Source organism: Coleofasciculaceae cyanobacterium, from assembly GCA_036703275.1.
Lineage (GTDB): Bacteria > Cyanobacteriota > Cyanobacteriia > Cyanobacteriales > Xenococcaceae > Waterburya.
Window position 1 is genome coordinate 45,496 of sequence record DATNPK010000018.1, and the last position, 14,790, is coordinate 60,285.

The 14,790-nt window shown below is 39.5% G+C and carries 12 protein-coding genes; 2 read left to right on the forward strand and 10 right to left on the reverse strand.

Going from position 1 to position 14,790, the window contains the following annotated elements; all coding sequences use genetic code 11:
- Nucleotides 1–62 precede the first annotated feature (62 nt).
- Both dgt and V6C71_03505 read right to left on the reverse strand, forming a co-directional pair.
- The gene (gene dgt / locus V6C71_03500) at nt 63–1,394 is read right to left on the reverse strand and encodes a dNTP triphosphohydrolase (GenBank protein HEY9767556.1); all 1,332 of its coding nucleotides are present in this window, start codon (nt 1,392–1,394) and stop codon (nt 63–65) included.
- A gap of 102 nt (nt 1,395–1,496) precedes the next feature.
- Complete coding sequence (locus tag V6C71_03505; GenBank protein HEY9767557.1) at nt 1,497–1,712, reverse strand: hypothetical protein; 216 nt, start codon at nt 1,710–1,712, stop codon at nt 1,497–1,499.
- A gap of 328 nt (nt 1,713–2,040) precedes the next feature.
- Here V6C71_03505 and V6C71_03510 point away from each other — a divergent pair, with 328 nt between their 5' ends.
- A complete protein-coding gene (locus V6C71_03510; protein HEY9767558.1) occupies nt 2,041–2,820 on the forward strand; it encodes an HAD family hydrolase in 780 nt (259 codons plus the stop codon).
- 53 nt (nt 2,821–2,873) lie between these two features.
- Here V6C71_03510 and V6C71_03515 read toward each other — a convergent pair whose 3' ends face one another.
- The 3 genes from V6C71_03515 to V6C71_03525 form a co-directional block, all read right to left on the reverse strand.
- A complete protein-coding gene (locus V6C71_03515; protein HEY9767559.1) occupies nt 2,874–3,398 on the reverse strand; it encodes a late competence development ComFB family protein in 525 nt (174 codons plus the stop codon).
- Nucleotides 3,399–3,679: 281 nt separating this feature from the next.
- On the reverse strand, nt 3,680–6,331 hold the full coding sequence (gene cphA / locus V6C71_03520; protein ID HEY9767560.1) for a cyanophycin synthetase: 2,652 nt from the start codon (nt 6,329–6,331) through the stop codon (nt 3,680–3,682).
- Nucleotides 6,332–6,478: 147 nt separating this feature from the next.
- Complete coding sequence (locus V6C71_03525; protein HEY9767561.1) at nt 6,479–7,321, reverse strand: cyanophycinase; 843 nt, start codon at nt 7,319–7,321, stop codon at nt 6,479–6,481.
- A gap of 149 nt (nt 7,322–7,470) precedes the next feature.
- Here V6C71_03525 and trmD point away from each other — a divergent pair, with 149 nt between their 5' ends.
- Nucleotides 7,471–8,166 carry a tRNA (guanosine(37)-N1)-methyltransferase TrmD gene (gene trmD, locus V6C71_03530; GenBank protein HEY9767562.1) on the forward strand — a complete coding sequence of 232 codons (696 nt, stop codon included), beginning with the start codon at nt 7,471–7,473 and terminating at the stop codon, nt 8,164–8,166.
- A 282-nt stretch (nt 8,167–8,448) separates the two neighbouring features.
- On the opposite strand, the gene lhgO is transcribed toward trmD, so the two are convergent.
- The 5 genes from lhgO to rfbF all read right to left on the reverse strand — a co-directional run bounded on the left by lhgO (nt 8,449) and on the right by rfbF (nt 14,526).
- Complete coding sequence (gene lhgO / locus V6C71_03535; protein HEY9767563.1) at nt 8,449–9,639, reverse strand: L-2-hydroxyglutarate oxidase; 1,191 nt, start codon at nt 9,637–9,639, stop codon at nt 8,449–8,451.
- Between the two features lie 262 nt (nt 9,640–9,901).
- The gene (locus V6C71_03540) at nt 9,902–11,128 is read right to left on the reverse strand and encodes a methyltransferase domain-containing protein (protein HEY9767564.1); all 1,227 of its coding nucleotides are present in this window, start codon (nt 11,126–11,128) and stop codon (nt 9,902–9,904) included.
- A gap of 123 nt (nt 11,129–11,251) precedes the next feature.
- The gene (locus tag V6C71_03545; GenBank protein HEY9767565.1) at nt 11,252–12,481 is read right to left on the reverse strand and encodes a class I SAM-dependent methyltransferase; all 1,230 of its coding nucleotides are present in this window, start codon (nt 12,479–12,481) and stop codon (nt 11,252–11,254) included.
- A 220-nt stretch (nt 12,482–12,701) separates the two neighbouring features.
- A complete protein-coding gene (locus V6C71_03550) occupies nt 12,702–13,703 on the reverse strand; it encodes an SDR family oxidoreductase (GenBank protein ID HEY9767566.1) in 1,002 nt (333 codons plus the stop codon).
- Nucleotides 13,672–14,526, reverse strand: coding sequence for a glucose-1-phosphate cytidylyltransferase (gene rfbF / locus V6C71_03555; GenBank protein HEY9767567.1), 855 nt, complete (start codon nt 14,524–14,526; stop codon nt 13,672–13,674). The genes V6C71_03550 and rfbF overlap by 32 nt, the downstream gene beginning before the upstream one ends.
- Between the last annotated feature and the right edge of the window lie 264 nt (nt 14,527–14,790).

Consider the following 14,790-nt stretch of genomic DNA (forward strand, 5'->3'; position numbering starts at 1 on the left):
TTATTCCTAGCAGATTGAATATAAAATGTTGAGTAATCTCTGACTATCGATCGAATAGTTAATTACATCCAACTATCCAAAAAAGAGCCTTGGCTGATTCCTGTGAGACGACGATATTGAATTACTGCTTCTGCTTCGCTTAATCCTGCAACAATATCTACCGCCATCCTAGTTTGTTCTTGGCTCAATTGCTTTGTGTCGTCTAAGTTAGCTTCAATTTCTAAAAATTCTTTAACAAACCGTGCAGGGATAAAACTGAGATCGCGATCGCTAATTGCCTGGAGATAAATTTCAAACAGGGTTTTAATAATTCTTTTTTGTCCGTATCTTTGAGTAGCTAAACGAGGATTAGAAATAACGTAAGACCAAACAATACGCTGGAGAAATTTAAGTTCTTCTTCTCGATTACGATTATATTTTAAATAACCGCGATCGCCATATTCGGTGCTTAGCTGTACTGACTGGACATAGGTTTGAATCAGCTGCGAGCTAACGCGTTTAATTTGGGCTTTTTGTTCAAAAGAACCAGGCGGATATTGCCCTTTTAAATTGTAAGTTGCATTAAGAAAGTTTTGGAAGCGGTGAGGATTAGCTTTGACCACCTTGGCCACTCGATTATTGGGAGATACTCGTAGCCATTCTGTAATAAAGCGGTCTAGTTCATCCCAGTCTGTTGCTAATAGCTCTAAAGGAATTAAACCAGCCAAATAAAAGTCTTCTAAGTCATGAACGCTGTAGGTAATATCATCGGCAAAATCCATGATGCTAGCTTCAATTGACTGCGAGTCTCCAGGTTCTAAGCGAGCAAATAAAAAGGCTTCGCGGTCTAGATTATAAATCGAAAACTTGTGATGTCTTTTGGAAGTACTGTCAGGCGATCGCAACCAGGGATATTTTAAAACGGCATTTAGAGTAGCTCTGGTTAAATTTAAGCCATAGTAATCGATGCGATGGATTGCCAACCTAGTCAGAATCCGAAAAGATTGGGCGTTACCCTCAAAACCATCAGTTAAACCAGCTTTCATCGCACAAGCATTTAGTTCTTCTTCTGCTGTATGACCAAAGGGAGGATGTCCCAAATCATGAGCTAAAGCGGCAGCTTCCACTACGTCTGGATCTACCTCGCCGATTGCCTTCGCTACTTCTGGTTGTTCTGCTGCTAGTCTTTCGGCTAATCTGCGAGCTACCTGCGCGACTTTCAAAGAGTGAGTTAAACGATTGTGAAATACATGACCTTCTTGCGCCGTCAAAACTTGAGTAATTTGTGCTAAACGCCGAAATGCAGAAGAATATAAAACGCGATCGCGATCTACCTGAAAAGATTTGCGACTATCTCCTGGCTTGTCTCTCCGATTGCCAAAAGGATTATGCTGTCTTTGTTGTCTTTTCGACATAATTAATAAGCAACCATCAACTAAAATTTGGCATAAAAAAAGACATACTATCATCTAGATAGTAAGCCTTGAGTAATAATTTAGCTGTATTCCCAGCGAAAATTATAAAATCTCTAAATCCCAGGTAGAATTAAACTTGGCTTTACCCTCTTCGACTAACCGCCAAGCAGCTTCTTTGAGGGTTCGATGAGACAGCTTAGTTGACTCACTTAAGTTGCCTCCTAATTCTTGCAGACTTATGGGCGTTTGATGTTCTTGAAATTCGTTGAGTAGCAGATGTCTAGCTTGTTCTGCTTGTTCGACAGAAGATGATTTCATTGCGGGTACTAGTCGAGTTGAAGATATTAAAGCATAGTACTATATGTAGCGCTTGACGATTTATTCATCTAATCAAGGCCCTATCTATAGTGCCGTATACTATTATGCAGCAAGATTGCTCAAAGCGTAACTCCATTGGTAATTTTTTTAACCAATTCGTAATCTTTAGATAAATGCAATTTAATGGAATGATGATCGACGTTAGATTAAAACCAAACCGTAATTATTGAAAAATTTTAGTCTTCACGCTCCAACTCTGGCATATTGGTCGTGCTACGATGCCGAAGATAGTTATAAGCAGTAAGTTAATTTAACAAGTTAATTTCTTATGTCTCAAAAAATTCCTCATATCTTGGCATTAGACTTTGATGGTGTAATTTGTGATGGTTTAATTGAGTATTTTGTCAGTACTAAACAAGCCTATCAACAAATATGGTCTGAAGCTGTGGATGACAGCCTTGCACCCATGTTTTATCGCTTACGCCCTGTAATTGAAACTGGTTGGGAAATGCCGATTTTACTACGAGCGTTGGTCTTGGGAGTTGCTGAAGTAGAAATCTTGGAAAATTTTCAGGCGATCGCTTTACAAATAACCGAATCTGAAGGGTTAAAAAAGCAAGCAGTGGTGCAACAGTTAGATCGAGTTAGAGATAACTGGATCGAGAATAATTTAGCTGATTGGCTCAAGCTACATCGTTTCTACCCTGGAGTAATTGAGCGTCTCCAACAAATAGTTAATTCCGCGGTTGAATTGTATATTATCACTACCAAAGAAGGGCGTTTTGCCCAAAAGTTACTAACACAAGAGGGCATAAATTTATCTATGGCTCAAATTTTCGGCAAAGAAAGTAAACGCCCTAAATATGAAACCTTGAGAATTTTGCGAGACAGACATCAACAGCCAGGAGAAGATATTAGTATTTTCTTTGTCGAGGATCGACTCAAAGCTTTACAGCAGGTAATACAACAGACTGACTTAGAATCTGTAGAATTATTTTTGGCAGATTGGGGCTATAATCTCCAAGGCGATCGCTATTTAGCATCTCAATCTCAGCGAATCCAAATATTGTCTCTAGAGCAATTCCAGCAGGACTTTATCGCCTGGTAAAAAACCTATAACAAGATAATCGACTAACAGCAGTCTAAAAATTGCTAGCTTTATTATTTATAAGCAGAATCTCCCCAAAGACCACTAGATCTAGAACGAACTTTTCGCGCATTAGCTTCTGTGGGATCCTGAGCTTTCAATTCAGCTAATATAGGCTTAACTAGCTTAATAATGTTTTTCCAGGTTAAATCTTTTTCTGGTAAATAGTCAGCTAATTCTTGTAAAGCAGCTTGAGCTTCTTGAATACTTTGGTCGATTTCAGCCTCATTTTCTGCTAATAAAGGAGTAGAAGTACGCAAAAGATCTTGTTGAACCGCTGCAAATCCTTTACGCACTTCTTGAGTAATTTTGACGCTATATTCTGAACGTCCTTTAAGTTTTTGTTTATTAAATCCTTGTTGAGAGGAAGCATATAAAGCGGGTAATCTATTGAGTGCATAAGTGGCTACTTCAAGAGGATTAATAAATTTTTTGATATTATTAGGAAGCCGAACCATCTGTCTATCGATTTCATCAGAAACTAATACTTCCATAACGTTGCGATTAATGTAATCCTTTTCTGGTCGGTTATTTTTCATTTAATCAATTTTGCTTATAAATGTTAACTGAGCAGATATGAATATGCGCTTCTAATCTTGCTTTCTCTATATATACACAAATAATTGCGATTGCCTAGAGAGTACCACGGTCTAAAAGCGGAAAATTACCTTATTTTTATTTTATTTCACCTTAAAATTAAGTCTTTTTACAAAGACAGCAAAATTGTTTGGCTAAAAATATTGATAAGAGCTACGTTAATTTAATCTACATTTAGAGATTATTCAGTTATTCCATAAGTTTAAATTGCTTTACCTATAGTTTAGGAAGGTTGTGGTAGCGCAATTTTAGGTCGATCGCTTTCCATACGTTGTTTAATTAGACTAATTGCCAGCTCAACTTTTTCGGGAAATACAACTACCAAACTTTCGGCTTGTGCCTCATTTAAAGCAATATTTATGGCATTAGTTTCATCGAGAATAATTTCATAAGCAGCATTGGGATTTATCTGACAAATTCCCTTAACAATTAGATCGGCAACTTCGCCTGGTTCTCTACCTCTTGGATCTCGATCTTCTTTAACAATAATTCGGTCAAAGATTTGGGCGGAAATACTACCCAGCAAGATTAGATCTTCATCTCGGCGATCGCCTGGACCGCCGACTATACTAGTTTTTGCTCCATGCCAGTTGCGCACAAAATCGCCGACTGCCTTAAACCCATGAGGATTGTGAGCGTAATCTATCAACACGTGATAATTCTCAACCTCAAACAGGTTCATTCTCCCTGGCGTTTGTTCGGCTGAGGTAGTAAAAGTACGTACGCCTTGTCGAATTAGCTCTATATCAACACCTTGAGCAAAGGTAGCCAAACAGCTAGCCAAAGCATTAGCAATCATAAAGGGAGCCATTCCTCCCATCGTCATGGGAATATTAACTGCCTTTTCCACCCTTAAAGTCCATTTACCTTCCAAGATGGAGAGATAACCATTTTCATAAATCGCTGCTAACCCACTACGGCGACTATGTTCGATAATGATTGGATTATCAGGGTTCATCGAAAAATACGCCACCTTGCAGTTTAACTTTTCTGCCATCGCTGCCACCAAAGGGTCATCGGCATTCAAGATGGCATAGCCCTCTGCCTTGACTGTTTCAGCCACAACGCTTTTGACCCGCGCCATTTGTTCGATAGTATCAATACCACCTAAACCCAGATGATCGGCAGCAACGTTTAATACCACTCCAATATCACAGCTATCGAAAGCCAACCCAGAGCGTAAGATGCCACCGCGCGCTGTTTCCAATACAGCTACTTCGACGGTAGGATCTTTAAGAATTGCTCCCGCACTATAAGGACCAGTATTATCTCCCTGTTCGACTAAATACTCTTGGATATAAATACCGTCAGTGGCGGTAAAACCGACTATTTTATCAGTTTGGCGATAGATGTGGGCAGTTAGCCTGGTAGTAGTGGTTTTACCATTTGTTCCCGTGATTGCCACGATGGGAATACGGCTAGGAGCCTGTTCGGGAAACAACATTTCTAAGACGGATGCACCAACGTTACGAGGTAGCCCATGACTAGGTGCTGCGTGCATTCTAAATCCAGGAGCTGCATTAACTTCAACTATTACCCCTTTGGTTTCTTTCAGGGGTTTACTAATATCTGAGGTGACAACATCAATTCCTGCAATGTCTAAACCAATTATTTTCGCTACTCTTTGAGCTACCCAGATGTTTTCAGGATGAATTTCGTCGGTGCGATCAATTGCAATCCCTCCCGTACTTAGATTAGCCGTAGCACGCAGGTAGGCAGTTTTTTGGGCTGGCAAGACAGAATCCAAGCTATAGCCCTGTTTAGCTAATACAGCTTGAGACGTTTGGTCGATAATAATTTTAGTCAGAACATTATCATGTCCGTTTCCACGCCTGGGGTCTTGGTTAGTAATATCAATCAGCTGTTTAATAGTATATTTACCATTACCAACTACATGAGCTGGAATTCTTTCAGCTACAGCTACGACTTTGTTGTCAATGACCAAAATACGATGGTCGTTGCCTTGATAATATTGCTCGACAATTATAGAGCGAGTTTTAGAAGCTTGACTAGCTAGATCGTAAGCGGCTTCTGCTTCTGACCAATGATTGATGTTAATTGTGATCCCCCGACCATGATTGCCATCCAAAGGTTTAATCACAATCGGAAATCCACCGACATCGGCGATCGCTTGCTCTAATTCATCTAAATACTCAATCACCGTACCTCGAGGAACAGGTACTCCGGCATTACCTAGAATATTTTTAGTACCTTCTTTATCACAAGCAAGTTCTACCGCCAAAATACTGGTGCTATTGCTTAAAGTAGCTTGAATCCGTTTTTGCTTCGCTCCATAACCAAGCTGCAACATGGCTCTAGCACTAAGCCACATCCAAGGAATTTTTCGTGCTTCAGCTTCTTTAATAATTGTCTCTGTGGAAGGGCCAAGAGCCGCATTAGCATAAAGTTCTTGAAGATCTGCTAGGTCTTGTTCTAACTCCAGATTAGAATAAGTACCTGTTTCTACGATAGATTCACACAACCTAACTGCTGCTCTTCCTGCATAACGACCAGCCTGTTCTTCGATATATTCAAAGACGACGTTGAATACCCCTGGGGTGGAAGTCTCTCTAGTGCGACCAAATCCTACGGGCATTCCTGCCAATTCTTGTAGCTCTAAGGCAATATGTTCAATAATATGCCCCATCAAAGTGCCTTCTTTAATTCTTTCAAGGAAACCACCGCGATGCCCACGGGAACAATGATGTTCAATTAAGCTAGGTAATACTGCAATTACACCATCATAAAACCCAGGAATCTCATTGGATGTCTTTTCGGTTAACTCTTCTAGATCTAGCTGCATTACAATCAGCTTGTTGCGCCGAATACTCCAATAGTTAGGACCACGTAAGGTTTGAGTCTTAAGAATTCTCATTATGTTTGCTGTTCTAAGTTTTGGGGCAGCATCAAGAGGTAACTAAACAATTAGCTCATCATCTCGTTTTAGCGTTCTATCAAACTGTTCTAAATGAACATTTTAATAAGCATTTAACAACCCACTGCCAAAATTTAATCGCCCAATTTAGTTGAGAGCAAGATGCCGATTTAGATCATAGCGATCGCCATAACCTAAGATATGCAGCTTGAGATTGTGCATACTCAAAGGTTCGTTACCCTGAACTTTTGCTTGATTAGAGCAAGACATTTCTCTTGCGTCAATAATGGTTACGGCTCCTTTGCCAATTACCTGAATTACGCCGTCACTTTCAAACATCGCGCAGGTATCTTCATCAATACCAATGCCCAGTAGTTCAGGATGGCTAGAAATCGCGCTTAACAGTCGCGCTAAACGATTGCGGTTATAAAAATGCTGGTCGATTAATACTTGAGGAATAATATTTAAACCCTTGGCCATATCTACTAGAGAGCGATTGGGCGGCTCGGCGCTACTGCCTCCCGAAATCATGTGATGTCCCATCACTGCTGCCCCGGCACTAGTTCCCGCCAAACTAATTTCTCGTTTTTGCGCTCTTGCTACAATCCGATTCATTAACGTAGTGTCTGCCAGCAAACCACATAGACGAAGTTGATCCCCACCAGTCAAGAAAATTCCTGTGCAGTCTTCTACAAAACTGCGATAAGCTAAATTATCGGCGCTAGAGCGATCTCGTACATCCAAGACTTGAATTTCTTTCGCTCCCATTTCGCTAAAGAGACGATAGTATCTTTCTCCAATTAGACTTGGTTCTCTAGATGCACAGGGAACAATCCCAATTAGGGCATCTGTCCCTCCTGAACGTTGGAAGAAAGTTTGCAATATTTCCTTGCCGTGTACTTTATCTTCAGCACCGCCAATAACTAAAATAGCGTTTTTGGTAGATTGTGAGGAATACGTGGTTTGATTGTTGACTTCAGTATTGATCATAATGGAGTTTGCGGGCAAGAGATTAATCTCTGACTAGTAACGATCGTAGCTATGATGGCTACTTAACTGCTGTGTCAAAGACTACTTAAATTCTAGATTCAGCTAAACTGATATTGATTTTTCTGAGTAATTTTGCAAAATTATTAATCGTGCGTTTTGATATTATCACTCTTTTCCCCGACTTTTTTACCTCTCCACTTAATTGCAGTTTATTAGGCAAAGCGATCGCCAAAAAGATTGCTACTGTAAATCTAGTTAACCCCCGCGACTTTACCATTGACAAGCACCGTAAAGTGGATGACATAACTTACGGGGGTGGTGTAGGAATGTTGCTCAAGCCCGAACCGATGTTTGCCGCGGTGGAATCATTACCCGTTTTGCCTCAAAGGGAGATTATTTTAATGACTCCTCAAGGGCAACCATTAGATCAGCCTTTACTTAAGGATTTAGCGACTAATTATCAGCAACTAGTATTAATCTGCGGTCATTACGAAGGAGTAGATGAAAGAATACGGCAGCATTTAGTTACCAAAGAAATATCTCTAGGTGATTTTGTTTTAACCTGTGGCGAAATTCCCGCCCTGACGCTGATCAATGGCGTAACTAGACTCTTACCTGGAACGGTAGGTAAAGTAGAATCTTTAAAGGCAGAAAGCTTTGAAACAACATTGCTCGACTATCCTCAATATACTAGACCTGCTGAATATCGAGGTTGGCAAGTTCCTGAAGTATTGCGCTCGGGTAACCATAAGCTTATCGATCACTGGCGCAAAGAGGAACAGATCAAACGCACTCGCGATCGCCGTCCCGATTTATGGCAGAAATGGCAAGAACGTAATTGCTGATTAATAATGAAAGCGAGAGATAATCGTTAAGTACTTATCACTTATAGCGTATACAAGACGATTGTTATCATCTTTCATTTTTTATCACCCTAACCTGTCTTTTTTCTTGTACAAGTATAGTAAATTATTCTCAATTACTCAATGAAAAATTATGCTTATATATTAGGCGATCACCGTCCTGATTTGCGGAAAAAATAGCCAAGAAATAATTAGTAATTACTTTAATTATTAAATCTTAAAGATCGCCTTTTTGATAAAATTATTATGAGTTTATGATAATTTCTAGACTACATCAGGCAACTGAGCCACAATTTGTTTACCAATTTCAATCGAAGCAGTAGCAGCAGGGGAAGGAGCATTACAAACGTGCATTGCTTTGTTGCGGTTGAGAATCAAAAAATCATCAACCATTTTGCCATCGCTTCTTAAAGCCTGCGCTCTAACTCCCGCAGGGGTAGGCACAACATCTTGAGCCTGGACTTCGGGAATCAATCTTTGTAGACTACGAACAAAAATTGTTTTACTCCAAGAACGAATCATCTCTTGTATCCCTTCGTTTGAGTATTTAGCTGCCAGCTTCCAAAAACCAGGATAGGTCATGGTTTCCATGAAATCCTGGAGATCGAAGTCCAATTTACGATAGGCTTCTCGTTTAAAGCCTAGTACCGCATTGGGGCCAGCATGAACGCTACCGTCAATACCAGGAGTAAAATGCACCCCTAAGAAGGGAAAATGGGGATTGGGAACAGGATAAATTGCTCCATTGACCAAATAACGTTTTTCAGGGGTTAATTCGTAATATTCTCCTCGAAATGGAATGATTTTAGCTGGTGGCTGCTCATTAGCAAGTTTGGTAAGGCGATCGCTATAAAGCCCAGCACAGTTAATCAAAAACTTAGTTTGGTATTCACCCTGATTAGTCTCTAAAACATGACCTTCCGGGGTGGATTTAATGCCTTGAACACGAGTGTTGTTATGTAGATCGACTCCCTGTTCTTGGGCAAGCTCGGCGTATTTCTGGCAGACTTGCTTATAGTCCACAATTCCCGTGGATTTAACCCATATTCCTGCCAAACAATTAACGTGGGGTTCAATTTCTTTTACCTGCTCTTGCTTAACTTTAGCAACCTCAAGCTCATTAGCCAAACCTCTTTGATAAAGATCGTCTAGCAAGGATAACTCGTGAGGTTCAGTTGCCACTATGACCTTGCCACATATTTGATAGTTAATCTGGTATTTGTCGCAAAAATCAACCAGAGAAAGATTGCCTTCACGACAAAGTTTAGCTTTAAAACTGCCTGGTTTGTAATAAATACCAGAATGGATCACACCACTATTATGTCCTGTTTGGTGAGCAGCCCAAGATGCTTCTTTTTCTAATAAAGCAATTTTAGCGTTAGGAAATCGCTGACTAAGAGCCATTGCCGTAGACAAGCCAACAATACCACCACCAACAATAACAAAGTTATACATAGATGATTAATTTTAATAAGCTGCGTTCAAATTATTTGTCGTTAAATAGCTTTAAATAAGTGAGGGATGAAGATTAATTTTTTCTCATCCCTTATCTCTTATGCTCGATCCTGTTAAGTGCCTAGGCGAAACGGACGGCTTTAATTTCTAAGGCAACCTCAGAAATCGCGTCCTCATTAATTACACATTTGATTTTCTTATTTTCCCTTTCCCATTTCCCTTTTCGCCGATTTCAACTAGGAAATTTATTTTGCACGACTACTTAAAGTGCTACCACCTCAGTTGATACACCCATGTCATTGAGCATTTCGCTAATTTCTTGGCGATAGATTGCATTCATCACGATTACCTTGTCTGGTTGATAAGTCTTGAGAAATTCGGGAGCCATGATTTCTTTACCCACGCCTGGGATGAATTTACCGTGACGATGGGGATTAATATCTACTGCATATTCAATTTTGTCGATGGTTTTGAGAGTGGTTAAAAATGCAACACACTTGGAACCAGAACCCCAAACTACAACTTTTTCTTGATTAGCTTGAGCATCTTCGAGATACTTTTTCCAATATTCGAGCTTGCCAGTTATTTTTTCGGTAAATAACTCTACATCTGCTGCCACGTCTTCAACGGTTTCTTCAAAAGGATGAACTTTGTCAGAAGGCATTGCTATGGGTTTGGCTTCAATCAAAAGATACTGATCGCCATATTCGCAGTAAAGATCGGTTACTTCAAAACCGCTGTCGCGGAATAAACGAGCTAGTGTACCAGGACTGAAGTAAGAGCAATGTTCGTAATAAATATCTTCAAAAGCTTGCTCTTTTAAAACTCTGGTATTGTCTGGTATTTCAAATACGACTACAGTATCGCGATCGCCGATAGATTTACGAACTGTTTTGATAAATTCAGAGGTAGGTTGGATATGCTCTAGGGTATGACGACAACAAATAAAGTCTCCAACATATTCAGCGTGTTTTTCCGAGTAATAATCTTGAATAAAGGTAACGCGGTTTGCTGCTTCGCTTTCTACTCTTCCAGGAACAACACTAGGATCGATACCCACACCACGGTTGTTGCCTAATTCACATAGCAGCAGTAAGAAATCTCCCTTACTACAGCCGATTTCGATAATGTCTTTGTTATGCAGATCGTATTTATCGATTAGATGATTGGCTAGCTTCAGCGAGAACTTGTTAAAGGTGGGAGAATAGCTTTGTTGATCTTCATAGTTGGGCGCGTAGGCTGACCATTTAGCATCAAACTCAGTATTGGTAATAAAGCCACAGCGATCGCAAAAGCCTAAAACCACGTCTCCACAGGGAAAATCTATTGCTTCCTTTTGACTAGAAATCATTAAGCAACTGTGTACAGGAACATCGCGAACTTCGTAGAAAACAGTAAGCTCATGATGACCACAATTGGGACATGAATGCTCAATCTTCTGGGTATTTGCTCTTAAATTACTGCTAGTAGAAATCAAATTTTGCATCATGATAAAATACTCCTCTATGAAATTTAATTTTAAAAAAATGACTTTACTTTAATTTTGTTTCAAAAACTGTCAGCTACGGACAAACCTCAGCTGAATTTTCTTCAAATTTGACTAGCTATATAGCTAAACAATTTTTGGTTCGGGGATTGGAACAATAAATTTTCCACCAGATTTTTGATACTCTTGCTGTTGCTGTATAATTTCTTCAGCAAAATTCCAAGCTAAAATTAAGACATAATCTGGTTTATCTTCTAGAAGCTTAGTGGGTGGGAATATTGGTAAATGATTGATCCCCATATAGCGATCGTGCTTAAAAGAATTTAAGTCCACCACATAGTTTAATAGAGTTTTATCTATGCCTAAATAACTCAACATAGTTGTGGCTTTAGCCGCAGCACCGTAACCGACGACCGTTTTACCTTCTTTCTTTAAGCTCCACAAAATATCCATCAAAGAATATTTAAACGTCATTACCTTGTCGGCAAAATCGCGGTAGTAGGCAATGTTATCTACCTGAGCCTCTTGTTCTGCTTTGAGCAAAGACTTAACCGATTCTTGGACTGCTTCTGTTGGTTCGACATATAGACGCAAAGAACCACCATGTATTTTGGTGCGCTCAACATGGTTTAGGTATAAAGAATGTCTTCGGAAAAGTTTATCTAATGCTGTGACAGAGTAATAGCAAAGATGCTGATGATAAATTGTGTCAAATTCGCAATGTTCTACCAAATCAACTAAGTAAGGAGCTTCAATTACTGCTACTCCCCGATCTTTTAATAAGATAGAAATTCCTGCCACAAAACCATTTAAGTCTGGTACATGAGCCAAAACGTTGTTGGCCAAAAATACATCCGCTTGCTTACCTTCATCTCGCAGCTTTTGTGCTAACTCTTTACCAAAGAAGGTGCAGATAGAATTTACTCCTGCCTTGATAGCAGCATCTACAGGACCAGAGGCTGGGTCTATCCCCAACACGGGAATATCATGTTCGACAAAATTTTTGAGCATATAGCCGTCATTACTGGCAGCTTCAATTACCAAACTATTACTATCTAAATTTCTGGTCTCAATTAAATTTTTAGCACTGCTACCAAAATGCTTTAATAAAGATGCCGATACAGAAGAAAAATAAGGATAGTCTTGGCAAAATAAAATTTCAGGCGGAACTATTTCGGTAATCTGAACCAAACTACATCTAGGACAAAAAACTAGATCTAGAGGTGCAGTGTACTCAGGTAAATCTAACTGTTCTTTAGTTAGAAGATTGTCAGCCAGAGGAGTGTATCCAAAAGAGATAATTGAATTTAGGTCTGAGTTACCGCAAGAGAGACAACTTGACTTACGATCGTTCATAATACGAGTTTATATTTATAAGATTTAGTCGCTGACCCTATTATTCAGGGCAATTAATTATGCTCAACTGCCCCAAAATTCAACTTAATTAAACGCTTTATCGCTGACTAAAGGTCACGAAAGGCTTCAGCATTTTATCTATACCCTTTAAAGAGCAAGACTAAACAACTGCGCTAGCTCTACTTACATAACATAAGCCAGCTCTATATCACCAGAGAAATCATTCAACAGCTACTAGCTGCTCTTTTTGCCAACGCAATTCGCCATTGAGTAAGTTATTGGCGATCAAGTATTTAATATGAGCAATTCTTTGGTATTTAGAGCCTTCAAATTCATCTAAAGTTAGACCGACTTTGCGATACACTTCATATAACTCTGCTGCTCCTTTACGAGCATCCCACTGAGGCTGAAAATCAGGCAGAACTTTGGCTATTTTGCTACAGTTAACCCGATAACAGCGATTATCTGGACCAGCATCTGCAGCGTACTCGATTCGGCAGTTAGGCACTGTCTCCTTGACAATTTCAGCTAAATCACGAATTCGATAATTATCTTCATTGCGACCAACATTAAAAGCTTCATTATGAATTAGTTCTCTTGGTGCTTCTAAAACAGCAATAAAAGCTCTAGAGATATCTTCAATATGAACAATCGGTCGCCAAGGAGTACCATCGCTTTTGATGTACACTAAGCCCTTGGTGAATGCCCAAGCAACCAGATTATTTAATACTAAATCAAACCTCAATCTGGGCGACACCCCATAAGCAGTGGCATTTCGTAGAAATGTCGGGCTGAAGTTATCATCCGCTAACTGACTAACATCCTGCTCTACTTTTACTTTGGAAACTCCGTAAGGAGTAACAGGATTGAAGTTAGACTGTTCGTCAAGCCAATCTTCACCACCTGCACCATAGTTGCTACAAGAAGAGGAAAAGATAAAACGGCTAACTCCAGCTTGCTTTGCCAATTCAGCTAACTTGACCGAAGCCCGATAATTGATCTCTTCGGTCAATTGAGGATTGAGATTACCCAAAGGATCGTTAGAAAGACCAGCCAAATGTAAAATGGCTTCAAACCCTTCTAGATCTTCAAGTTCTACATCTCTGAGATCTTTTTTTAGCTCTGGTATCTCAACGATTCCTGCGCCAAAAGTGCTTTTAGCATACAGGTCAGTATCTAAACCAACAACATCATACCCTTTGTCGAGAAGCATCGGAACCATGAGTGTTCCGATGTACCCCTTGTGACCAGTCACCAGTATTTTCATTTGTTTTTTTCTCCCAAGTTTTCCAAGGTGCGTTACCGCTAGCCCACAAAGACTCTAAACGGCGTTTGTCTCTCAACGTATCCATACATTGCCAGAAGCCATCGTGCTTATACGCCATAAGCTGATTATCCCTAGCCAATCTTTCCAGGGGCTCTTTTTCCCACTGAGTATCGTCACCGTCTATATAGTCAAAGATCTCAGGCTCTAAAACAAAGAAAGCACCGTTAATCCAACCTTCTTTGGTTTGAGGCTTTTCGGAGAACTCAGATATTTTGTCTCCGTCTAAATCTAAATGGCCAAAACGTGCAGGAGGTCGAACAGCAGTCAAAGTAGCTAGCTTACCATGAGAACGGTGAAAAGCTAATAGATCGTGTAGATTAACGTCAGAAACTCCATCGCCCCAGGTTAACATAAATGTTTCTCTACCAACGTAAGGTGCAAGACGTTTGATTCTTCCACCAGTGTTAGTCGTTAATCCCGTGTCAATTAGATCTACATTCCAATCTAGCTGATAAGCACCATGAGTTTTTACACCTCCAGTACCTAGATTTACGGTAAGATTACTGTTAAGAGCGCAGTAATCTACCATGAATTTTTTGATTACTGCGCCTTTATAACCCAAAGCCACCGCAAAGTCTTTGAAACCGTACTGATGGAAGTGCATCATAATGTGCCACAGAATTGGTTGTCCGCCAATTTCTACCATGGGCTTAGGTTTATTTTCTGTTTCTTCTGAGATTCGAGTTCCTAAGCCACCAGCAAGAAAGGCTACCTTCATATTTTTCTCCTGCTTTAAACATTTAAAGCTTAAATAAAAACTAAGTAATTCTAATAATAAGCTGTGTAATTTTAATAACAAGTAAAAATTAACTTGGTATTAATCTTATTGTACTTATTGTAAATATACTTATGGTTTTTTCGTTTAAAGTTTTGGTGAAGTTAAAATCATAAATATGTAAAGTAGCGAAATTTAACTTAAAAAATTAAAATTAAAGTAAATTTAATATCAGAAAATATATTAAATAAATGCTGTTTAAATAGG

What these genes read in the sequence shown, in the direction of transcription:
- dgt (HEY9767556.1), bottom strand. Translation starts at nt 1,394, where the DNA reads ATGTCGAAAAGACAACAAAGACAGCATAATCCTTTTGGCAATCGGAGA.
- V6C71_03505 (HEY9767557.1), bottom strand. Translation starts at nt 1,712, where the DNA reads ATGAAATCATCTTCTGTCGAACAAGCAGAACAAGCTAGACATCTGCTA.
- V6C71_03510 (HEY9767558.1), top strand. Translation starts at nt 2,041, where the DNA reads ATGTCTCAAAAAATTCCTCATATCTTGGCATTAGACTTTGATGGTGTA.
- V6C71_03515 (HEY9767559.1), bottom strand. Translation starts at nt 3,398, where the DNA reads ATGAAAAATAACCGACCAGAAAAGGATTACATTAATCGCAACGTTATG.
- cphA (HEY9767560.1), bottom strand. Translation starts at nt 6,331, where the DNA reads ATGAGAATTCTTAAGACTCAAACCTTACGTGGTCCTAACTATTGGAGT.
- V6C71_03525 (HEY9767561.1), bottom strand. Translation starts at nt 7,321, where the DNA reads ATGATCAATACTGAAGTCAACAATCAAACCACGTATTCCTCACAATCT.
- lhgO (HEY9767563.1), bottom strand. Translation starts at nt 9,639, where the DNA reads ATGTATAACTTTGTTATTGTTGGTGGTGGTATTGTTGGCTTGTCTACG.
- V6C71_03540 (HEY9767564.1), bottom strand. Translation starts at nt 11,128, where the DNA reads ATGATGCAAAATTTGATTTCTACTAGCAGTAATTTAAGAGCAAATACC.
- V6C71_03545 (HEY9767565.1), bottom strand. Translation starts at nt 12,481, where the DNA reads ATGAACGATCGTAAGTCAAGTTGTCTCTCTTGCGGTAACTCAGACCTA.
- V6C71_03550 (HEY9767566.1), bottom strand. Translation starts at nt 13,703, where the DNA reads ATGGTTCCGATGCTTCTCGACAAAGGGTATGATGTTGTTGGTTTAGAT.
- rfbF (HEY9767567.1), bottom strand. Translation starts at nt 14,526, where the DNA reads ATGAAGGTAGCCTTTCTTGCTGGTGGCTTAGGAACTCGAATCTCAGAA.